The following is a 22,440-nucleotide window of genomic DNA, read 5'->3' on the forward strand; positions in this document are numbered from 1 at the left end:
TAATATGTCGCAAGTATGTATAAACATAGCAAAATGTTTCATATGTACTTGTCTTAACAGAATAAAAATTTAGGGAGATTACATTTATTATGAACGCTGTACTCGTCGCAGTAGCAATTATGCTATTGCTTAGTTTGTTACGTGTCCAGGTCATTGTCGCCATCATTGTTGGAGCTTTAACAGGCGGACTTATCGGCGGACTCGGTATTTCAGAAACGATTAACACTTTTACAACTGGTCTTGGAAACAGTGCTCCAATCGCTTTAAGTTATGCAATGCTTGGTGGTTTCGCTATTTCCCTTTCCAAAACAGGACTTCCAGATGCTATGATTCAAACTGCATTAAAATGGATTGGCAATGAACAAGACACGAAAAAACAAGTTTATTCTAAGGTACTTATTTTATTCATTATTTTAATGATGGCTTGTTTCTCACAAAATGTGATTCCTGTTCACATTGCTTTCATCCCCATCTTAATTCCAGCACTTTTAAAAGTATTAACTGAGCTGAAAGTGGATCGCAGACTTGTCACATGTATTATTACATTTGGATTGATTACTCCTTATATGTGGATCCCTGCAGGGTTCGGAAAAATTTATCATGACGTTTTGCAAACCAACGCTGCGCAAAGCGGTCTTACATTTGATGTCGCACTTATTCCAAAAGCAATGACTATTCCAGCAATCGGTATGATTATTGGATTATGTGTAGCGGTATTCATTACGTACCGAAAACCTCGTACGTATGAAACAGAACAAATTCATACTACCGAAAATGAAATCGTTCCCTATACAAAACGTAGCATTACTTTCGGGTTATTATCTATCATTGCTACATTAACTGTTCAATTAACAACAGAATCAATGATTTTCGGTGCTTTAGCAGGTATTATCGTCTTATCAGTTAGTGGCAGTCTACCACTTAAAGAAGCAGATGCGATATTAACAAGCGGAATGCGTATGATGTCCTTTATTGGCTTTGTTATGATTGCTGCCGCCGGATTCGGCGCTGTTCTTCGAAAAACAGGACATGTTGAATCTCTAGTGCAAACGAGTGCACATCTAATCGGAAATAACAAACCACTCGCTGCATTTCTTATGCTCGTTATTGGACTTCTCGTTACGATGGGAATTGGTTCATCCTTTTCAACCATCCCTATCTTAACAACCATTTTTGTACCTCTTTGCATTCAGCTTGGATTTAGTCCAATGGCCACAATTGCAATTATCGGTACAGCCGGAGCGCTAGGTGACGCAGGATCTCCAGCATCGGATAGTACCCTTGGACCAACATCCGGTTTAAATGCTGATGGTCAGCACCATCATATATGGGATACATGTGTACCCACTTTTCTACATTACAATATACCGTTACTTATATTTGGCTTTATTGCCGCAATTACATTATAAAAAGGTGCGTATAAAACGCACCTTTTACTTTTTTATTTTTCCTTTTAATTGTTGAAAAGCTACTTTTCCATTATCTCTGACATAGCTTTCTATTGTCGGTAGTGATGAACCTCTCCATTCACACTCTATACTCCCATTCGGTCCAACAATTTTTAATTTATCTGGTATATGTATATTTAGAAATCTCGCTGACCGAATTAAATCAATAGCAATCTGATCACTTGAGGTTACAATTCCATCTATATACGGATTGTTTTGCAATAATGTAATAAATTGTTTATTTGTATATCCTTGTACACATTCTTCTCGATAAGAGATTCCTTCATCCCAAACAGCGTCTAAAAACCCTGCTATATGATCTTCCATTTCTTCACTTTCTTCTCCCTCACCGAAATATGCAAGAAAGTGACACCCTTTCTCTTTTAATAAAGAAACAGCACTCTGTCCACTTTCATAATAATTTCCATGTGATTGTTGCTTATCAATCACAACAAACGGAAATGGAATTTCTCCTATACTTTTAAAAACTGCTCTTGTCAAAATAACACCTGCAATGTTATTTTGCTTCAGCATATGTATGTATCTATCTTTATTCTCTATATTACAAATAATGATTTGATAGCCTTCTTTATATGCTATTTCCTCAATACAATGTAGCAAAGTGATGTTTGATGGGTTACATAAATTATCTACAAGTAATGCAATTATCGTTGAATTCTCTTTAAATAGTGGCTTCGTTGCACTGTTTGGCCTATAACGTAATTCTTTAATTGCTTCCTTTACTTGTTTTACTGTGTCCTCATGAACGTATCCTTTTTCATTCATAACTCGTGAAACGGTTGCGACTGAAACACCTGCCAATTTTGCAACATCACGTATAGTTGCCACATCGTCACCCCTTAATATGGTAATAGATTACAATTTCACGGTAACCTAAATTACACTATCCGTCAAGATTAATAACTCACATTTCTGAAAATTGTTACATCATTTCACCAAACGATATTCCAACTGAATTTCATGTAAAATTGGGATATTATCATATCCCATACGTGGAATTTCTTTCTTAATTTTTCGTGCCTCCTCTACCGCATTCACATATAAATTAGTCATTACAAAATTACGTTTTTGGTAAAATCGTAACGCATTCATATTATCATTTGTTGTAATAAGCCAAACCTGTCTGCACCGTTCTTCTTCTGCAACTTGTAATACACAATCCACAAGTTTCGTCCCTATTCCTTTTCTTTCTTCAAAGCTATCTAGCGATACAATTTCGCACATATTTCCGGTCACTTCATACGTTATAATTCCGATTATTCTGTCATCTGAGAGCGCAACAAATCCTGGCAACTCTTCTAACTGATGTCCCTTACCACGTGAAACCATCAATGAACTTCCCCAATTCCCACACATGAACATTCGGATTGTTTCTTTCATCGCTGGCGTAATTTTTTGTATATGCAGCATTTCCTATTTCTCCCCTTTTATATCATTGTGATACAATATAAGTGTATCACATGTAACGGTATTTGGAGGATGAGGTAAAGTATGAAACGTTTTTTTGCAGCATTGTTTACTATACTAGGTGCAATAACTGCCCTTGGGATTTTCTTTACAAATAAAGTGATGTACTTAAAGAAAAAAACAGAGGAAGAAGTACTCGAAAGAGAAACGAAAAAACATTTTCGTATAGAGGATTTTGATGCTCTTCATAAAGAAGAAATTCATATCCCTTCACAATTCGGATACGACCTTCACGGATATTACATTCCTGCTGGTCATTCCACCAATAAGTTTATGGTTTTTTGCCACGGTGTAACTGTAAATAAAATAAACTCTGTAAAATATGCAAACTTATTCTTAAAAAGGGGATATAACGTCCTCATTTACGATCATCGTCGTCATGGTAAAACTGGCGGAAAAACAACAAGCTATGGATACTATGAAAAACATGATTTAAAATCCGTAGTTGACTGGCTAAAAAACCGTTTTGGCACCAATATTACACTTGGTATTCATGGTGAATCTATGGGAGCTGCAACACTTCTTCAATACGCAGGACTTGTAGAAGATGGTGCTGATTTCTATATTGCAGATTGTCCTTTCTCTGATTTTCACGGACAATTACAGCACCGTTTAAAGGTTGAATTCCATTTACCAAAATGGCCTTTATTACCTTTAGCAAACGCATTTTTGAAAGTTCGTGACGGTTATACAATTCGTGAAGTTTCACCAATCGACTGTATAAAAAACATTAACAATCCCGTTCTCTTTATTCATAGTAAAGATGACGACTATATTTTAGCTGATATGACAAAAGCGTTATATGAAGCGAAAGAAAATAATAAGCAGCTTTATATTGCAGAACACGGTGCACACGCTTGCTCTTATAACGAAAATAAAGAAGAGTACGAAGCAGCCGTCGATCAATTTTTAAACACATATGTGAAAGAAACAAAAAACAGGCTTGCATAAGCCTGTTTTTTATTGCGCTAAAACGTCTGTAACTTGTTCCATATTTTCAGAAATCCATTGCATTGCATCATCTAACGTTGGGAATTCTGTCGTTTGAAATGTTACTTCATCTTGAAGTAACCAAACATCCTTTGCCTCTTGCCCTACACCTGCAATGGACCAATGTAACAAACTATATGGATGATTATCATTCAAAAATGATGCCCACGTGCGCTCATTTGCAATGTTTCGTAATGTATGTAATTGTTTATCCATCTCTCGTCACCTTACTCTAGTCAGTTATGAAAACTATTATAACACTCTCTTCTTTCTCAAACAAAGTGCTCTTTTTTCTCCGCTATTTGTGGGCAGTAAAACTCCCACCTCAAAATTCGGCTGAAACAAAGAAGTTAGGTGGGAGATTAACTGCCCCTAAAAGCCCGATTGGTTCAACTAATAATTAGTGGGGGATGCCTCCCCCACTAATTAAAGTTTCACTTTATATTGCCAAGCACCTCCCTTGATTATATGATGAAATTAAGCGTTTGGGAAGGAGGGATAACGTTGGCAAAAGTACAAATTAAAGTAAATGATAATGGCTCTTTTCGCGTTACAGGGGACGTGGAATTAGTCGACTCACAAGGGAATGTATTCCCAGCAAAACCGGCATTTTCTTTATGCCGTTGTGGTTTATCAAAAAATATGCCTTATTGCGACGCTTCGCATAAAGGTAAATTCGAGTCTGTTGTTAGAGCACCAGAGGCAGAATAATTTTACATGTGACATGCACATTTTTTTGTGCATGTTTTTTCTTTTTAGCAACTCCGTTATACCCCTTCTCTTTACAACATTTCTAATACTTTTATTTCCATTCCAGCCTGCATATATTTTCACACAATTCTTCACATTCGAATATTTTTTACTAGCCTTTTATTTTTTTTGTGCTATAATTTGAGCAAACAGCATCCTTCGGGGTCGGGTGAAATTCCCAACCGGCGGTGATGAAGTGAAAACTTCTAAGTCCGTGACCCGTTTTCAACTCGAAAACGGTGGATCTAGTGAAACTCTAGGGCCGACAGTATAGTCTGGATGGGAGAAGGATATGTTTCTAGTTTTTTATATAGTGAATACACTTTTATTTCAGTATGCATATTTTTAAAGATTCATTTTGATTCTTTATATATGTTTAATTTTCTATACTTATTTTTTATACTGAAATAAAAAGAGACAACTAGCGTTTAAAAATTCGATATTTTGCTAGGTTTTTTCCTTATGCAGAAATATCAATTATCGTTAGGTTTCTTTCCTATGCTTTCGTATTCAAACTATATTTCTAGAAATCACGTCTCCCAAACCCCAAGGATATTAAATCCTTGGGGTTTTTTGATTTTTTTAGGAGAGGTGAAGAAAATGACAGATCAAGAATATATGAGGATTGCCCTGCAGTTAGCAGAAGGGACATCAGGACAAACAAGTCCAAATCCTATGGTTGGTGCTGTTGTTGTAAAAGATGGAAACATCGTTGGTATGGGGGCTCATTTACGAGCTGGTGAAGAACACGCAGAAGTTCATGCCCTTCAAATGGCTGGTCAGAACGCCAAAGACGCTACCGTTTATGTAACACTGGAACCGTGTAGCCACTTTGGAAAAACACCACCTTGTTGTGAATTGCTCATCGAAAAAGGAGTTAAGCGTGTTGTAATTGCTACTCTCGATTGTAATCCGCTCGTTTCTGGTAACGGAAAAAGAAGATTAGAGGAAGCTAGAATTGAAGTAACTACCGGTGTTCTTGAAGCAGAAGCAGTTTTATTAAATCGCTACTTTTTTCACTACATGAAAACGAAACGCCCTTTCGTAACAATCAAAACAGCGATGAGCTTAGATGGAAAAACAGCAACTGTAACTGGTGAAAGTAAGTGGATTACAGGTGAAGAAGCACGTGCTGATGTTCACCAATATCGCCATACACATGATGCAATTCTTGTTGGAGTGAATACAGTTATAGCTGATAATCCTCATTTAACAACAAGAATTCCAAATGGTGGGAAACATCCTATTCGCGTTGTTTTAGATACCCATTTACGAACGCCACCATCTTCTCATGTTATAACAGATGGTTTTTTAGCACCAACATGGATTATTGTCGGTAAGGATGTAAAGAAAGAGAAGATATCTTCTTATGAATCTAAAAATATAGCTATATTCCAAATGGAAACGAAGTATATAGAAATCGAGGACCTTCTTTCCTTTCTTGGAGAGAAACAAATTCTTTCTCTATTCGTTGAAGGTGGCCAATCGATTCATGCAAGTTTCTTAAAAACAAACAATTTTAATGAAATTGTAACCTATATAAGCCCGAAATTAATTGGCGGGAAAGATGCTCCTACTTTATTTGGAGGAAATGGTTTTTCAAAATTACAAGATGCGCTTTCCTTGAAAATTCAAGAGATGAAACAAATTGGTGATGATATAAAAATCGTTGCGAATGCCCGAAACGAGGTGACGGAATGTTTACAGGAATTGTAGAAGAATTAGGAACGATAGCAAACATGCAACAAAGCGGAGAAGCGATGAAATTAACGATTCATGCAAAGAAAATTTTATCAGATGTTCACTTAGGTGATAGTATCGCGGTTAACGGTATTTGCTTAACTGTAACGAGCTTTACAACTACTTCATTTACAGTTGATGCAATGCCTGAAACGATGCAGTCGACATCACTTCGCATGATTAAACCGCACTCTAAAGTAAATTTAGAGCGAGCAATGGCTGCAAACGGACGATTCGGTGGACATTTCGTTTCAGGACATATTGATGGCATCGGAACAATTTTAAATAAAAAACAACATTACAATGCCGTCTATTACAAAATAGCAATTTCTGATGAACTACTGCGCTATTGTTTGCATAAAGGATCCATTGCTGTTGATGGAACGAGTTTAACGATATTTGCTATAGACGAATCTTCCATAACGATTTCACTCATCCCGCACACAGTAAGCGAATCTGTCATTGGGGAAAAAAATGCCGGAGATATCGTAAACATTGAGTGTGACATGATTGGTAAATATATCGAACGCTTTATTACTAAACCTACAAAACGAGTAGGTTCAATGACTGAAAGCTTTTTACAAGAAAACGGATTTCTATAAGGGGGAAGCACAATGTTTCATCGTATTGAAGAAGCTCTAGAAGATTTAAAACAAGGTAAAGTCGTTATCGTATGTGATGATGAAAACCGAGAAAATGAAGGCGATTTTATTGCTTTAGCAGAGTACATTACACCAGAAACAATTAATTTTATGATTACACATGGCCGTGGTCTCGTTTGTGTACCGATTACAGCAGGGTACGCAGAACGTCTACAATTAGAACCAATGGTATCTCATAATACAGATTCACATCATACTGCGTTTACAGTGAGCATTGACCATGTTTCTACAACAACAGGGATTAGTGCTCACGAACGTGCAACTACGATACAAGAATTGTTAAACCCTGCATCAAAAAGCACTGATTTTAATCGGCCTGGACATATCTTTCCATTAATTGCGAAAGAAGGCGGTGTCCTGCGTCGTGCAGGTCATACAGAAGCTGCTGTTGATTTAGCAAAGCTATGCGGTGCCGAACCCGCTGGAGTTATTTGCGAGATTATAAATGAGGACGGCACGATGGCACGTGTACCTGATTTAATAGAATGTGCAAAACAATTTGATATAAAAATGATTACAATAGAAGATTTAATTGCTTATCGCCGCCATCATGAAACACTTGTGACGAGAGAAGTGGAAATTACATTACCTACAGATTTCGGTACTTTCCACGCAATTGGCTATTCTAACTCATTAGATACGAAAGAACATATCGCACTTGTAAAAGGCGATATTTCAACAGGTGAACCGGTACTTGTACGTGTTCATTCTGAATGCTTAACAGGAGATGTATTCGGTTCACATCGCTGCGATTGCGGACCACAACTCCATGCAGCACTTGCTCAAATTGAGCGTGAAGGAAAAGGTGTTCTTCTTTATATGAGACAAGAAGGAAGAGGCATTGGGCTTCTTAATAAGCTTCGCGCTTATAAATTACAAGAAGAAGGATTCGATACTGTAGAAGCAAATGAAAAACTCGGCTTCCCTGCTGATCTTCGTGATTACGGTATCGGTGCTCAAATATTAAAAGATTTAGGTTTACAAAGCTTACGATTATTAACGAATAACCCAAGAAAAATTGCTGGCTTACAAGGTTACGATTTAGAAGTAGTCGAGCGTGTACCGTTGCAAATGCCGGCAAAAGAAGAGAATAAATCGTATTTACAAACGAAAGTAAACAAATTAGGACACTTACTAAACTTATAATTAAAGGAGAGATTTATTATGGTATTCGAAGGTCATTTAGTTGGTACAGGATTAAAAGTTGGAGTTGTTGTTGGACGTTTTAACGAATTTATTACAAGTAAGTTACTTGGCGGCGCTTTAGACGGATTAAAGCGTCACGGTGTAGAAGAAAATGATATTGATGTTGCTTGGGTTCCTGGTGCATTTGAAATTCCTTTAATCGCTAAAAAGATGGCTAGTAGCGGAAAGTATGATGCTGTTATTACATTAGGTACTGTAATCCGAGGTGCTACAACGCACTACGATTACGTTTGTAATGAAGTAGCAAAAGGTGTTGCGTCTTTATCACTACAAATGGACATCCCAGTTATTTTCGGCGTATTAACGACAGAAACAATTGAACAAGCGATTGAACGCGCAGGTACGAAAGCTGGTAATAAAGGATATGAATCAGCTGTTGCTGCAATTGAAATGGCTCACTTATCAAAACAATGGGCATAAAAAAAGAGGCTGCGGCCTCTTTTTATTTTTTCACCTTTTTTTGTACATCTTTTATTAATTCATTCATCGTTTTTCCTTCTGTTTTTATATGAAGAGCTTGTGCTGTTCTCCATACATTCTCTCTTTTTTTCGCTTCTTCTATAATAGTAATTTCTTTTCTAACTTCCTTTAAATCTTTTCCTTCCGTTTTCAATCCAAAATGTTCAGCTTTCGTTCGAAAGTGTTGTTCGATTCTTTGTTGCATCTCTTTTTGTTCAGGATTTTCGGCAGCCTTAACTGGATCAGAACTTATTGCTTTTATTAAAATTAAACAAGTCATAATCGCTAATATGTATTTGTACATGTAAAATCCTCCAACCCAATATAAATTACATATTTACTATGTACAATTAGGGCTTGGAAAATTCGTCCACAAAAATTCTTTTTTTCGCTCAAAAACCAATAGTATCAAGCGTTCACAACTATTTATTACATTTTATTTACAAAAAAGCAAACTCTTTTACAAGTTTGCTTTTTCATCTATCTTATAATGCACATTCTTCAATCTCAAATCCTAAATCTGCAATCATACCCCAGTCCGCAGTCGGCTCTTGTCCAGCTGTCGTTAAGTAGTCCCCGACAAAAATAGAATTTGCTGCAAATAAACCGATTGGCTGTACAGAACGTAAATTGATTTCACGTCCTCCTGAAATACGAATTTCTTTTGTTGGGTTTACAAAACGCATCATTGCAAGTACTTTTAAACATTCTACTGGCGTTAACTCTTTTTGCCCTTCAAGAGGTGTCCCCTTTACAGCAACAAGGAAATTACAAGGGATAGAATCTGCATCTATACGTTGTAATTCAAATGCAATTTCAGCACGCTCTTCAATTGTTTCTCCCATGCCAAAAATCGCTCCAGAGCATGGTGAAATACCAGCTTGTTTTGCTTTTTGAACTGTATCAACACGATCATCATACGTATGAGTTGAACAAATACTATCGTAATTATTTGCATGTGTATTTAAGTTGTGGTTATAACGGTGCACGCCTGCTTCCGCTAAACGTCCTGCTTGATCTTCATTTAAGAAACCTAAACAACAACAAATCTTCAAGTCTGTCGTTTCACGAATTTCCTTAACTGCTCCAATTACGTGATTTACCTCTTTATCCGTCGGACGACGACCAGACGCTACAATACAATATGTACCTGCTTTACGGCGTATTGCTTCATGTGCCCCTTCTACAATCTTCTCCTGCGTTAACCATGCATATTTATCAATCGGTGCTTCTGAAATAATAGACTGTGAGCAATATCCACAATCTTCAGGACATAATCCAGATTTCGTATTAATAATCATATTCAATTTTACTTTCTTACCAAAGTGATGATGGCGAATAATGTAAGCTGCATTCATAATTTCTAAAACTTCTGTATCATCAGCTTCTAATATCGCTATTGCATCTTCTTTCGTAATCATTTTCTCTTCCACTACGTCGTATGCAAGTTTTTTCCAATCCCTTTTTGTTTGTACTTGTTTCATTTCATCTCTTCCCCTCTTTTGTTATATGTATAAATAAAGCATGATACGTTGCCATTATCCCTTCATTTCCCGTGAAGTCTCTTTCGTATATGCGTAGCATCGCACGAAAGAGTGAGGGACTTTGACAATATGATCCTTCATTGCTATTAGTTGCTCCTACTTTTCGAATAGAATGCAGAAACTCCTTAACTTCTGTAAAACTCTCTATGTAACATGTTTCAGAAACATGCACATCCCCTGTTTCTATCTTACATATATGAAGCAACTGATCTTTTGAATAAAAACGTTGACCAATCGATATTTCATTTTTTATATTTCTTTCTTCTTTCGCACGTTGGAACGAAGCATGCAATTCTTGAAATGTTTCATGTCCAAACGTTGAAAAGAGTAATATCCCATCTATAGACAAATGTTGAAATAAATTTCTTAACACTTGTTGTAAATTATTTAACCATTGAAATGTAGCATTTGAAATAATGACATCATATGATTCTTCTAATCGTAATTGCTCAATATCTTCACAGTGAAACGTTACATTTTTTACATTTTGTCTAGTTTGCGCAATCGCAATCATACTTTCAGCAAAATCAACTGCTGTAATATGTGCTTTCGGAAATAACTTTGATAATTGTTCTGTTACATACCCCGTCCCGCATCCCAGTTCTAAAATACGTATTGATGCCGTTTCACTATATCGTTCCTTTAAGATTGAAAGTAATGAATGTGCCATCTTTTTTTGTACATTTGCATATCGATCGTAAGATACGGCTGCCCCATTAAACCGTTTTTGTAGTAACGTTTTGTTGATCATGTCGTATCCCCTCTACAAATTGAATTATCTCATTTGCACAATATTCAAAATTCGTTACACATAATGCATGCCCTGCTTCACTTACTACTTTCAGCTCGCTGCTGCTATTCTCCGTCATACTACGTGCCGCAGACAATGGGCATATTACATCCTGTTCTCCGTGAATAAGTAGTATAGGTACTTTAATTTCTTTTAGTTCTTCTCTCATATCTGTTTCTATTAAATAATCCAAACCTAGTTGTAAAGACTGAATAGAATCACCTTTAAAACGGTCTACAATGTCTTCAAAGTTTTTATTCCCTTTTAGCTCATCTTTCGTAAACATATTTTCATAAAACCGCTTGAGCGTATCTTCTTTCCTTCTCGCCAAATTCCTTTTCAGCCGTTCTACATGCAAAGCATTCCATCCATTACTATAGTCGCTCGTATTTGTAAATTTAGCAGTCCCACCAATTAATACGATGCCTTTTGCCTGAATCTTTTTATAAGCTTCAACTGCTGCTAACGCTCCTAGTGACCATCCAACTAAAATTACGTTGTCGTTATGCGCTACATCTATAGTTCGTTCCGCAAATTCACTTCGTTCTTTCACATTACGCCAATCTACGCATTGAACAGGATATCCTTTAAAATACGGAAGTACTAAATCCCAAATATTCTCTTCCATTCCCCATCCGGGGATAAAAATAATCTTTAGCTCGTTCATACGAAAATCTCCTCTTCTTTCGCAATGTGAATAATTCGGTCAATAGCCCATTTTAAATCAGCTATTGTATGTTGCGATGTAACTGCAAAGCGAATTCGAGAACTATGAACCGGCACAGTTGGCGGACGAATTGCAATGGCCGCAATCCCTGCCTCTTGCAACCTTTTACTAAATCGTAAAGCATGTTCATTTGAACCGACTACAATCGGTACAATATGAGTTGAACTATTCCCAATATCAAAACCAGCATCCCTTAATTTAGTTCTGAAGTATTCTCCGTTTGCTATAAGGTTCTCTCTTCTTTCGTTATCTTCTTTTACAATTTCAATTGCTTTTTGCACTGCTCCTAACGTACTTGGTGGTAAAGCTGTAGTAAAAATAAAGCTTCTCATCATATTTTGTAAATACTCTATATAAATTTCATCACCTGTCAAATACGCACCATAACACCCTAAAGCCTTGCTAAACGTCCCCATATGTATATCAATTTTTTGAGCAAGATTTTTTTCTATATGAGATAACCCAGCTCCGCCGATTCCATATATTCCACTCGCATGTGCTTCATCGACTATAATGATTGCCCCGTACTTCTCTTTCAGCTGTACTAAATCTCTCAAATACGCAGTATCACCATCCATACTAAAAACGGTATCTGTTACGATTAATTTTCTGTTTTCAGGCGAAGCCATTTTCAACAGCTTCTCTAAATGATCCAAATCATTATGACGATACCTTTTATGCTCTGCCCCGCTTAATATGATTCCATCAACAATACTTGCGTGATTTAACTTGTCACTAAAAACAATATCGTGCCGAGAGGCCAAAGAAGATATGGCACCTATATTTGCCGTATACCCACTATTTACAATTAAAGCTCTTTCAGTACCTTTCCAGTCACATATGCTTCTCTCAACCTCTTCATATAATGGATGATTTCCTACAACGAGACGAGAGGCAGTCGCTCCAGTTCCATATCTTTTTGTACAGGCAATAGCAGCTTCTTTTAACCTTTCATCTCCAGCTAACCCTAAATAATTATTTGACGCTAAATTTAACATCCTTTTTTTATCTCGAATAAGCCAAGTCTCTTCTGCCTTCTCTGTTACATGCAAATCACGATACTGCCCTTGCTCATGTAATTGTTGTAATTTACATTGAAGGTGCGCCCGCCACGTTTGATTCATTTTGGATAAACTCCTCTAATTTTGAAATCATAATATGTTCTTTTGCAGATTCTAATACTTCTTCTTTCGTAAACTCACCTTCAAAGAATGGTAATAATCCTAAAACTGGTACCCCGCTCAGCTCTTCAATCATCTCTTTATTTTCTTGCGCTCTTTCCATTTCACATTCTTTGCAACCTGATAAAATGACACCCGCTACGGTTAAGCCATGCGCCTTTGCGTAAGCAATCGTTAACACTGTATGATTTACTGTTCCTAATATAGGACGAGCTACTACAATAAGAGGCAACTGTAATTCTTTTGCAAAATCAATTACTAAAGCATCTTCTGTATATGGGACAGCAAGCCCACCTGCCCCTTCTACAAATAAGCTATTAAACTCTTTTAATAGTTCATTATAGTAATCAGTAATTTCTTTTAACTTTACTACTCTTCCAGCTCTTTTCATGGCAAGTCTCGGAGCAAGTGGTTCTTCAATAGAATAAGGGCAAATTTCATTTTCTTGTGTCGGCACACCTGATAATGCTTTTAACCTTGCCGCATCTCCCTCAGGGTTTGATGCAACATGCCCACTTTGCAACGGTTTATACACCCCTACGTTATATCCTAATTGTCTAAATACACCTGCTATAGCACCTGCAACTACTGTTTTTCCAACTTCAGTATCAGTTGCTGTTATGAAAAAACCACTCATTATTCTCCCTCCGTAACATCCGAGATTGCCTTATATAAAATGCGTAACATATCATCAATCTCTTCAAAAGTAGAAGCAAGTGGTGGCATAAATACAATCGTGTTACCTAGCGGTCGTAAAATCATACCCAGCTCTCTTGCGCGTTTACATACTTGAACACCGACTCTTTCTGTCCAGTCAAACGCTTCTTTCGTTTCCTTATTCTTCACAAGCTCAATACCAACCATTAATCCGCACTGACGAATATCACCTACATGTTTATACGCAAAGAGCTTTTCTAATTGCGCTGCCACATAATCCGTTTTACGTGCCACTTCTTCTATTAAATTTGTTTTTTCATATAGTTCTAGATTTGCGATTGCTACGGCACACCCTAACGGATTGCCTGTGTAGCTATGTCCATGGAAAAATGTTTTTTGTTCTTCATATTCTCCTAAAAAGGCATTATATATTTCATCTGTCGTTACCGTAACTGCAATTGGTAAATATCCACCTGTTAAACCTTTCCCAGCAGTTAAAATGTCTGGCGTCACATTTTCATGTTCACACGCAAACATTTTCCCTGTACGCCCAAATCCAGTCGCTACCTCATCTGTAATAAATAATACATTGTACTTAGTACATAAATCGCGCAGTCCTTTTAAATATCCTTTTGGCATTGTAATCATCCCGCCAGCACCTTGCATTAATGGCTCTACAATGATGGCAGCTACTTCTTCATGCTTTTCTTTCAACAATTCTTCCATTTCTTCTAAATGGCTTTTTACAATTTCCTCCTTATTATTTCCGTAAGGAGAACGATATGTATATGGATACGGCATTTTAATCGCATCAAATAAGAGCGAACTATACACTTGGTGAAACAAGTCTATTGCTCCTACCGAAACAGCTCCAATTGTATCACCGTGATATGCTTCTTTTAATGTAACGAATCTTTGTTTCTTTCGTTTCCCTTTATGCTGCCAATATTGGAAAGCCATCTTAATTGCAATTTCAACAGCGGTAGAGCCTGAATCAGAATAGAATACCTTCTTCAATCCATCTGGTACAACCTCAATAATTTTTTCTGCTAATAAAATAGATGGAACGTTAGCAAGTCCTAACATAGTAGAATGAGCAATTTTATTTAATTGCTCACGAATTGCTTCATCTAATTCCGGTACTTGATGTCCGTGAACATTTAACCATATAGATGAAACACCATCCCAATATTCATTACCATTTACATCGTATAGCTTTCTTCCCTCTCCACGTTCAATAATGACAGGATCTTCTTCTAAATAATCTTTCATTTGTGTAAATGGGTGCCATACGTAAGCTTTATTTTTCTCTGCTAATTCTTCATATGTATAAGATGATTTTTCAATCGTTTTACTATTTATTTTCACAATTGTCACCCCTAATGTTAACTTGTTTATAAATATAGTTAACATTAAATCTGAATGACTGTCAATTATTTTAAAATCAAATCGTTCTTAAAAAAGAACAACTTATCATATGATAAGTTGTTCTACTTTCCATGCTGTATCTTTCCAATTTCTAAAATAATTTCTTCATCTTTTTTCCCCTCTGTATCAATTCCAAGTTGCTTAGCGTGCTCAATTAATAAATCATGACGCTTCTCAAACCTAGCGGTATTTACTTCTTTCGTAACCTTTTCTTTTGTTTTCCCCTCAGTAGAAACTCCTAGTTTTTCTGCTGCTTTTTCCATTGATTTCTTCTCTTCTATTTCTTTTACTTTCTTCACTTCTGACTGTTGTATTTGCTTTTGTTTCAACTGCTCTGATTCAGCCGCAAAAGCTGTGTAAATTCCAGCACTTCCTCCAATAACTAATAAAGTGGTAAAAAGAATTATTTTTTTCTTCACTCTTTCCTCCCCCTTTCAAATTCATTATAACGTACATTTTTACAGCGTTAAAAACAATTATCCTTTATTTCCCTAAAAAAACATTTAATATTTTTATTGACATGTAAGATGAAAATATGATAAAAATTTAACTAACATCATATGAATCGGCGTTGATAGGATTTAGTAGTATTTCGATTTCTGATTTCAGAGAGCTGGTGGTCGGTGCGAACCAGTACAGAGCGAATTATGAATTACCCCCTGGAGCTTCTTTTACGAAACGTGAGGAGTAGTGAAAGACGGTTATAGACCGTTATGTCTAAAGAGTGGTGAAACGACACTGTTTCACAATTTAGGGTGGTACCGCGAATTTTTCGTCCCTGCATATATTGCAGGGGCGTTTTTTATTTTATAAGCGCATATCATATGACCCTTTATTTTGTGATACATTCATTTCACAAGCTAGGGTGGTACCGCGATTTCTTCGTCCCTGCATAATTATATGCAGGGACGTTTTTTTATCCAATCATTTCCGCATCATATAGAAGAACTAACAATTACCGGTAATTTGTCACAAAATTCTAAATTTTAGAAGGAAATATACAATATTGGCGAATTTTATATAAAAAAGAGCTATTTCACATTACTTAGGAGGGGAAAACAATGGTTTCAAAAATTGAGTCTGTTCTTTTAACAATTTTTATCTTTTTCTGCATTGGCTTTAGTGTTATCAAATTAGAAGTTTCACCACACATCCCGATTTTATTTGGCATCGTTCTTTTATTAGCGTTTGGATTTATGAAAAAAATTGATTGGTCTACTATGGAAAAAGGAATGATAAGTAGTATTTCAGCTGGTATTCCATCTATATTTATTTTCTTACTTGTAGGCGTATTAATTAGCATTTGGATCGCAGCTGGAACTATTCCAACTTTAATGGTATACGGCTTCCAACTTGTATCTCCAAAAATTTTCGTTCCAACTGTTTTTGTTGTTTGTGCAATTGTTGGAACGAGTATCGGTAGTGCATTTACAACTGCTGCAACTGTAGGACTTGCCTTTATGGGAATGGGTACTGCCCTTGGATACGATCCAGCTCTTATTGCTGGGGCAATTATTTCTGGGGCATTCTTCGGAGATAAAATGTCTCCTTTATCTGATACAACAAACTTAGCGCCTGCTGTAACGGGTGTAGATTTATTTGAACATATTCGTAACATGCTTTGGACAACAGTGCCAGCTTTCATTATTGCTTTTATCGCATTTTTCATTTTAGGAAGCGGATCTGGTGGAAACGTTGATTTCTCAGCATTTATTAACACATTAGAAAAAAATGCAACGATTTCTATCGTTACACTGATTCCTATTTTATTACTGTTCCTATTCGCATTTAAAAAGGTACCCGCAGTTCCAACATTACTTGCAGGAATTGTGGTAGGGATTATTATTCTCTTTATTTTTAAACCTAGCACTTCTTTAGCTGATTTAATAAAAATTATGCAAGACGGTTACGTTTCTAAAACTGGTATCAAAGATATTGATAGCTTATTATCTCGCGGTGGCCTGCAAAGTATGATGATGTCAATTGCTCTTATTTTCCTAGCTCTTTGTATGGGAGGATTATTACAAGGAATGGGTATTATAGCGCAGCTGATGAATATTATCTCTAGCTTCGTAAAAACTAGTACACGCTTAATTATTTCTACTGCTTCAACTGCAATTGGTGTAAACTTCTTACTCGGTGAGCAGTACTTATCCATCGTTTTAACAGGACAAGCATTTGCTAATAAATACGATGAAGTCGGTTTAGAACGTCGTAATTTATCACGAGTATTAGAAGATGCTGGTACAGTAATTAATCCACTCGTACCATGGGGTGTAAGTGGCGTATTCTTAACAAACGTTCTTAGCGTTCCAACATTCGATTACCTGCCATACGCAATCTTCTGTTTAGCATGTCCAGTCGTAACCATTATCGTCGGCTTTACTGGATTCGGCCTTTCATGGAAAAAAGAAAAAGCAGTACCAGTTTCATAATATAATAAAAAGGATTACCAAATCGGTAATCCTTTTTATATTTCTCGACTATCTATTCGCTTTCTTTCTTCTAAATAACATAAGTAATCCCGCTCCAACAAACGCAAGACCCGCTCCAATTGTAGAAGCAATACTTGCACCTGTTTTCGGTAAATCACGTTCATCTTTTTCAGCTTCTTTATTTTCACTTACAGTTGTTGTTGTTTCTTTTGTATTTTGATCATCTGTTGTAGTTTGTCCAGATCCAGTATTGTTTCCATCTTGTTTTGGTTCATTACCATTATTACCTTCTTCTGTTGGTGGTGTTGGGTTTTCTCCATTACCTGTTGGCGGTGTTGTTGGATTTTCTCCCCCACCTGTTGGCGGTGTCGTTGGATTTCCTTCACCAGTTTCTTTATCATCATTTTTCTTCGTTATATCAATTGCATATTTAGCAAATTCATTTTCAGATGGTCCAACATATGATATGTTCCCATCTTTCTTTATATACTTTTGTGCATTTGGTGAAGAATCAAATGTTGTATGTAATTTATCTGCAACAATCGGTTTAAACGTCCAATTTTGATCAGCTGCTGGATCAATATTTTTTATTTTTTGCATATACTTCACAATGATTTGACGTGTTTCATCTTGTGATTGGTATACAACCTCCCCTTTACTTACACCTGGGAACGTTTGACTACTTCCACGATAGTTATTTGTAGCGACGATGAACTCTTGATCATCAGCTACTGGCTTACCTTCATATGTCATATTTACAATACGATTCGTATTTGCATTTACAACTTTTCCATCTTTATCGTATTTCGCCGGTTGTGTTACATCAATTTCGTATTTTAAGCCATCTAAAATATCGAAGTTATATGTAGGATAGCCTATATTTACTAATGGCTGTTCTTCTGTTTTCTTTGGATCAATTGTATTAAACTGACCTGCAGACATTTCAAGCCATTCTTTCACTTGTGCCCCATTTACTTTTACAGCATATAACGTATTTGGATACACGTATAAATCTGCAACGTTTTTAATTGCTAACGTTCCAGCTGGAATATCCGTATAATATGTAGCACCGTTTCGGCCACCTGCTTTAAATGGTGCGCCTGCAGATAAAACCGGAATATCTTTAATCTTTTCGTACTCTGGTTTTTTAAGTTCTTGTTCTACATACCATTTTTGCGCATTTGTCACAATTTGTACGGAAGGATCATCTTGTACTAATGAAAAATAACTATTAATTGGTGCTTTCGTTTCACCTACAGGTGTATTTACATAGTCTATTGTCGCTTGATGCTCATCTTTAATTTCATTAACTAATTTTTGATCAGATTCTACTAATGGGGTACCTTTACTATTAGCAATCGGGCGAAGTTGTGGCTTAGATTGATCTTTTTGTACTTCCCATTTTCCGTTTACCTTTTTCAATTGCATATCAATAATACCTAAGTTACTACCAAAAACACCAGGCATTACAACTGGAACACCATTAAATACATCCTTCACTTCAGTATGTGAATGTCCCATTAATACTGCATCTACGCCAGGAACTTGTGTTGCTAAATGATATGATGCATTTTCCATTCCTTCGTTGTATCCACTCTTATCAACACCTGAATGCGCTAGTGCAACGACAATATCTGCATGTTCCTCATTTTTCAGTTTCGGTACTAATTTATTCGCTGTTTTGACAATATCTTTCGCTTTTACTTTTCCTTCTAAATTTGCCTTATCCCAGTTCATAACTTGAGGTGGGACAAATCCTATTACACCAATTTTTACTATTTGTTTTTGGCCTGCTTCATCCACTACTTCTTTCTCTAAAATATGATATGGTTTAAAATAATTTTCATCGTTCGCTTCATTATTATCATGATCATCTTTATAAACATTCGAGTTAATAACCGGGAATTCCGTTTTACTAATTACTTTGTTTAAATAGTCTAAGCCGTAGTTAAATTCATGATTCCCAAGAGAGATGACGTCATACTTCATTAAATTCATTACACGATATAATGGATGTGTATAACTAGGATCCACAGGATTCTTCGGATCTTTTATTTTATTTGCTACATAATCTCCAAGCGGTGTCCCTTGTAATGCATCTCCATCATCAAATAGGACAGAGTTTTTCGCTTCTTCACGTGCTTTATTAACGAGTGTTGCAGTTTGCACGAGACCTACTTTATTATCTGTTTTCGTTTGATAATAATCGTAATTCATTAAGTTAACGTGAATATCTGATGTTTCTAGAATTCGTAAGTTAACTGTACTCTCCCCAGTGTTCTCATCTGCATGAGCTGTTGTTGGCATTACTTGCGGTGCTATAACACCAATCGCAAGAGTTGCTCCAGCTAGCATTTTTTTTGACTTTTTCACAAAAAATCCCCCTTATACAATTACCAGAAATAATGAAATGAATCCCTATCTGTCTCTAACCACATACCTTTTTTCTTCTATTAGAGACACAATTTTCATTTCACCCTGCGCTAACGAGTAGTCCCCTTAAACGCCCGATTGATGAAGACTATTAATTAATAGGAAATAAAGCTCCCACTCATTAAAGTTTCACCTTATCTGACATTATCATATATAAAGTTCTTTCCTATCGTCAATATTTTTTGACAAACTTCAACAAATTTTCTGTAAAGTTATTATAAACTTTTCATAAACATATAATATGCCCTTACATTGCTAATACTGCTGAATATGATACAATTACCAATTACAAGGAGGATGAATTTATGAAAAAAGTCATCTTAACAATTGTTTGTCTCCTCCTTCTGATCATTTCTTATTCTTATTTTGAAAAGAACGACGAGACAAAACAAAATGAATCTGAAGAAAAAACAGAAAAAACATCTGCCCCAAATTGGATTGATAAGCAAACAAACGAATCTTTTTATCATCTTGTATTAGGTGATTCACTCGCTAAAGGATATGGATCGACACAAGGTGGATTTGCTGAATTAGCTTCTAAGCAAATAGAAGCACAAATTCATAAACCAATTACAGTAGAAAACCTTGGGGTAAACGGTCTTACAACAGATCGTCTCGCTAAAAAAGTTCAATCAGAAGATGTAAAGGAAAAAATTAGAGCAGCAAATATAATTACAATTAATATTGGAGGAAATAATTTATTTCGTTTAAATCGTGATGTTGGTGTTATAGATGGTATAAAAATGTTAAATAAAGAAAAAGCCCATTTTGAAGCGGATATAAAAAGTATTGTAAAGACAGTTCGAGATCAAAATCCGGACGCTTTACTCATTCTCTCAGAACTCTATAACCCGTTACAACTCGATGACTCCATCGCAAGTTATGCAGATATGTTTTTAGATGGCTGGAATGAATCTGTTTATTCCATTTCCAAAGCAAATCAACCATCTATCGTTTTACCAATTCGCAAATTAATATCGAATGATAAAAAAGAGTTATTATTTGACCAAGTACACCCAAATGATAACGGCTATGCAATTATTGCCAATACATTTACAAAGCAAGTGTTATCCTACAAATATTAAAGCGACCATGAAACAATTCTATTTTTATAACATGTCTTTTTTGTTACAATGATAGTGGAAGGGGGCCTTTATATGGAATCACGCGAGTGGGAACGTATTGTTGATCATCTTCTTTCGCTAGTGCCTCTTTTTTATCGCAAATTTATGCTTCCTGGAGAATTTTCTTCTCAAAGACATATGCCGCCATCACATACACAAGTATTACTGCTTTTGCATGAAAACGGCACATTAGCAGTTTCCGAAATCGGCAAGCGGCTAGCGATTTCACGGCCTAACATGACACCTCTATTAAACAAACTTATTCAAGAAGAACTAATAGAGCGTCATTATAGCGAAAAAGATCGACGGGTCATTTTAATTTCCCTAACAGCTGAAGGGAAATTATTAGTAAATCAGTATCAGCAATTCATTTTAGACAAACTAAAAGAAAATTTCCAAACATTATCTGAGGAAGAGCGCGAAAAGCTCATTCATTCTCTTCAAACCATTCAAAATTTAATTTTGAAAACAAACGTATAAAGCTGCTTCTAAATAGAAGCAGCTTTATGATTCGTAATAATTACCATAGTATACATTGGAATATGGCCATGTTGTTAAATATGGTTTTTTTTCCTGTGTAGGCTGTTGTGTTGGTAATTGTGGTATTTGTGATAATTGCTGTAATTGTTGTTGCCGATATAATTCGTATTGTCTACTCGTATCATAAACCGGATAATAATTTACATATGGATATACTTGAGGTACGTAATAATAATACATTATCCTCTCCTCCTTTTTCTTAAACATATTCAAAGGAGAAAATGAATGTGACATTGTTTATAATTGTACAAGTGGTTCTCTCACTCGTTTCTTCCTTTTCTTCAAACGTAACTTACGGTTCTTTTCGTATAAATAATGCACAACGAAATATGAAATGAGACCAAACACAACTCCTAAAATCGTCATTCCAATTAATACATACACTTCACTTTGTAATAAGCTCTTTAATATCGTAAAAATGTGACTTGAAAACAAGTCCGATATCGTAAATGGTTCATGATGAATTTTCTGTACATGAAATGGATAAATCATTTTTCCTAGCGCATACGCAAGCGGAAATAAAAATACTGGGAGAAACGATATTTTCCCAATAATATTGCCAATAACTGCCGCAGGAAAAGATCCCTTTGCTAACCTGACGATTGGATAAAATATTACATATACGAGCGATGCCGTATAAATGACTAACATTTCTAAGCCGAATCCTATAGCAAACCCTAACGATACTTTCTTTGCGCCTTCTGGCGATCGAAGCAACTTATAATATTGAAACTTTAATATTCTCCACATCCGCTGGAAAAACGAATATGTTTTCTTAGTTGTTTTCACCCTCATCATCTCTTTAACTATATTTTTATATGTAGTATGTCCTTACACA

At 36.0% G+C, this 22,440-nt stretch carries 24 protein-coding genes, 1 riboswitch and 1 other annotated feature; of the genes, 10 read left to right on the plus strand and 14 right to left on the minus strand.

Annotated elements, in window-relative coordinates:
• Positions 1-89 precede the first annotated feature (89 nt).
• Positions 90-1,409: a Na+/H+ antiporter family protein gene (locus DN407_RS20300; RefSeq protein WP_098022470.1), complete on the plus strand. Its 1,320-nt coding sequence runs from the start codon at positions 90-92 to the stop codon at positions 1,407-1,409.
• Positions 1,410-1,433: 24 nt separating this feature from the next.
• On the opposite strand, the gene DN407_RS20305 is transcribed toward DN407_RS20300, so the two are convergent.
• Positions 1,434-2,297, minus strand: a complete 864-nt coding sequence (locus DN407_RS20305; protein WP_016111640.1) for a LacI family DNA-binding transcriptional regulator — start codon at positions 2,295-2,297, stop codon at positions 1,434-1,436.
• Between the two features lie 99 nt (positions 2,298-2,396).
• Entirely contained in the window at positions 2,397-2,879 is a 483-nt protein-coding gene (locus DN407_RS20310) for a GNAT family N-acetyltransferase (RefSeq protein WP_098283370.1), read from the minus strand.
• 81 nt (positions 2,880-2,960) lie between these two features.
• Between DN407_RS20310 and DN407_RS20315 the strand changes: the two genes are divergently transcribed.
• The gene (locus DN407_RS20315; protein ID WP_000819234.1) at positions 2,961-3,887 is read left to right on the plus strand and encodes an alpha/beta hydrolase; all 927 of its coding nucleotides are present in this window, start codon (positions 2,961-2,963) and stop codon (positions 3,885-3,887) included.
• Between the two features lie 9 nt (positions 3,888-3,896).
• On the opposite strand, the gene DN407_RS20320 is transcribed toward DN407_RS20315, so the two are convergent.
• The gene (locus DN407_RS20320; RefSeq protein ID WP_000360793.1) at positions 3,897-4,142 is read right to left on the minus strand and encodes a DUF2552 family protein; all 246 of its coding nucleotides are present in this window, start codon (positions 4,140-4,142) and stop codon (positions 3,897-3,899) included.
• Positions 4,143-4,430: 288 nt separating this feature from the next.
• Here DN407_RS20320 and DN407_RS20330 point away from each other — a divergent pair, with 288 nt between their 5' ends.
• The 5 genes from DN407_RS20330 (at position 4,431) to ribH (ending at position 8,704) form a co-directional block, all read left to right on the plus strand.
• A complete protein-coding gene (locus DN407_RS20330) occupies positions 4,431-4,637 on the plus strand; it encodes a CDGSH iron-sulfur domain-containing protein (RefSeq protein ID WP_001151582.1) in 207 nt (68 codons plus the stop codon).
• Positions 4,638-4,827: 190 nt separating this feature from the next.
• Positions 4,828-4,971: riboswitch (FMN riboswitch) on the plus strand.
• A 305-nt stretch (positions 4,972-5,276) separates the two neighbouring features.
• Complete coding sequence (ribD, locus tag DN407_RS20335; RefSeq protein ID WP_098283371.1) at positions 5,277-6,392, plus strand: bifunctional diaminohydroxyphosphoribosylaminopyrimidine deaminase/5-amino-6-(5-phosphoribosylamino)uracil reductase RibD; 1,116 nt, start codon at positions 5,277-5,279, stop codon at positions 6,390-6,392.
• Positions 6,374-7,018, plus strand: coding sequence for a riboflavin synthase subunit alpha (gene ribE / locus DN407_RS20340; protein WP_149216611.1), 645 nt, complete (start codon positions 6,374-6,376; stop codon positions 7,016-7,018). The genes ribD and ribE overlap by 19 nt, the downstream gene beginning before the upstream one ends.
• Before the next feature lie 12 nt (positions 7,019-7,030).
• Positions 7,031-8,224: a bifunctional 3,4-dihydroxy-2-butanone 4-phosphate synthase/GTP cyclohydrolase II gene (gene ribBA / locus DN407_RS20345; RefSeq protein ID WP_087967348.1), complete on the plus strand. Its 1,194-nt coding sequence runs from the start codon at positions 7,031-7,033 to the stop codon at positions 8,222-8,224.
• An 18-nt stretch (positions 8,225-8,242) separates the two neighbouring features.
• Positions 8,243-8,704: a 6,7-dimethyl-8-ribityllumazine synthase gene (gene ribH, locus DN407_RS20350; protein WP_000230895.1), complete on the plus strand. Its 462-nt coding sequence runs from the start codon at positions 8,243-8,245 to the stop codon at positions 8,702-8,704.
• A 22-nt stretch (positions 8,705-8,726) separates the two neighbouring features.
• Here ribH and DN407_RS20355 read toward each other — a convergent pair whose 3' ends face one another.
• The 8 genes from DN407_RS20355 to DN407_RS20390 all read right to left on the minus strand — a co-directional run bounded on the left by DN407_RS20355 (position 8,727) and on the right by DN407_RS20390 (position 15,489).
• Positions 8,727-9,047 (minus strand): hypothetical protein, encoded by a 321-nt coding sequence (locus DN407_RS20355; RefSeq protein ID WP_000280032.1) that lies wholly within the window; start codon positions 9,045-9,047, stop codon positions 8,727-8,729.
• Positions 9,048-9,228: 181 nt separating this feature from the next.
• Entirely contained in the window at positions 9,229-10,227 is a 999-nt protein-coding gene (gene bioB / locus DN407_RS20360; RefSeq protein WP_000815856.1) for a biotin synthase, read from the minus strand.
• A gap of 1 nt (position 10,228) precedes the next feature.
• On the minus strand, positions 10,229-11,038 hold the full coding sequence (bioC, locus tag DN407_RS20365; protein ID WP_000608906.1) for a malonyl-ACP O-methyltransferase BioC: 810 nt from the start codon (positions 11,036-11,038) through the stop codon (positions 10,229-10,231).
• Entirely contained in the window at positions 11,004-11,744 is a 741-nt protein-coding gene (locus tag DN407_RS20370; RefSeq protein ID WP_098283373.1) for an alpha/beta fold hydrolase, read from the minus strand. Before DN407_RS20370 ends, bioC begins: the two co-directional genes overlap by 35 nt.
• Positions 11,741-12,928, minus strand: a complete 1,188-nt coding sequence (gene bioF, locus DN407_RS20375; protein ID WP_001077287.1) for an 8-amino-7-oxononanoate synthase — start codon at positions 12,926-12,928, stop codon at positions 11,741-11,743. Before bioF ends, DN407_RS20370 begins: the two co-directional genes overlap by 4 nt.
• Positions 12,894-13,622, minus strand: a complete 729-nt coding sequence (bioD, locus tag DN407_RS20380; RefSeq protein ID WP_149216612.1) for a dethiobiotin synthase — start codon at positions 13,620-13,622, stop codon at positions 12,894-12,896. Before bioD ends, bioF begins: the two co-directional genes overlap by 35 nt.
• On the minus strand, positions 13,622-15,055 hold the full coding sequence (gene bioA, locus DN407_RS20385) for an adenosylmethionine--8-amino-7-oxononanoate transaminase (protein ID WP_142263046.1): 1,434 nt from the start codon (positions 15,053-15,055) through the stop codon (positions 13,622-13,624). Before bioA ends, bioD begins: the two co-directional genes overlap by 1 nt.
• 77 nt (positions 15,056-15,132) lie before the next feature.
• On the minus strand, positions 15,133-15,489 hold the full coding sequence (locus DN407_RS20390; RefSeq protein ID WP_098022464.1) for a hypothetical protein: 357 nt from the start codon (positions 15,487-15,489) through the stop codon (positions 15,133-15,135).
• 143 nt (positions 15,490-15,632) lie between these two features.
• Positions 15,633-15,853, plus strand: a binding site (T-box leader).
• A 278-nt stretch (positions 15,854-16,131) separates the two neighbouring features.
• On the opposite strand from DN407_RS20390, the gene nhaC reads away from it, so the two are divergent.
• Complete coding sequence (gene nhaC / locus DN407_RS20395; RefSeq protein ID WP_000253716.1) at positions 16,132-17,505, plus strand: Na+/H+ antiporter NhaC; 1,374 nt, start codon at positions 16,132-16,134, stop codon at positions 17,503-17,505.
• A gap of 48 nt (positions 17,506-17,553) precedes the next feature.
• Here the strand turns inward: nhaC and cpdB are convergent, their stop codons facing one another.
• Positions 17,554-19,878 (minus strand): bifunctional 2',3'-cyclic-nucleotide 2'-phosphodiesterase/3'-nucleotidase, encoded by a 2,325-nt coding sequence (gene cpdB, locus DN407_RS20400; protein WP_000748656.1) that lies wholly within the window; start codon positions 19,876-19,878, stop codon positions 17,554-17,556.
• A gap of 365 nt (positions 19,879-20,243) precedes the next feature.
• On the opposite strand from cpdB, the gene DN407_RS20405 reads away from it, so the two are divergent.
• The gene (locus DN407_RS20405; RefSeq protein ID WP_000755850.1) at positions 20,244-21,023 is read left to right on the plus strand and encodes a GDSL-type esterase/lipase family protein; all 780 of its coding nucleotides are present in this window, start codon (positions 20,244-20,246) and stop codon (positions 21,021-21,023) included.
• 72 nt (positions 21,024-21,095) lie between these two features.
• Positions 21,096-21,542: a MarR family winged helix-turn-helix transcriptional regulator gene (locus DN407_RS20410; protein WP_000445819.1), complete on the plus strand. Its 447-nt coding sequence runs from the start codon at positions 21,096-21,098 to the stop codon at positions 21,540-21,542.
• Between the two features lie 24 nt (positions 21,543-21,566).
• Here DN407_RS20410 and DN407_RS20415 read toward each other — a convergent pair whose 3' ends face one another.
• Together DN407_RS20415 and DN407_RS20420 are read right to left on the minus strand one after the other, a co-directional pair.
• A complete protein-coding gene (locus tag DN407_RS20415; protein ID WP_000291957.1) occupies positions 21,567-21,782 on the minus strand; it encodes a hypothetical protein in 216 nt (71 codons plus the stop codon).
• 57 nt (positions 21,783-21,839) lie between these two features.
• Complete coding sequence (locus DN407_RS20420; protein WP_002005691.1) at positions 21,840-22,400, minus strand: DUF2062 domain-containing protein; 561 nt, start codon at positions 22,398-22,400, stop codon at positions 21,840-21,842.
• Positions 22,401-22,440 lie beyond the last annotated feature (40 nt).

Origin of the sequence: Bacillus sp. JAS24-2, assembly GCF_008274905.1 — a bacterium.
Lineage (GTDB): Bacteria > Bacillota > Bacilli > Bacillales > Bacillaceae_G > Bacillus_A > Bacillus_A cereus.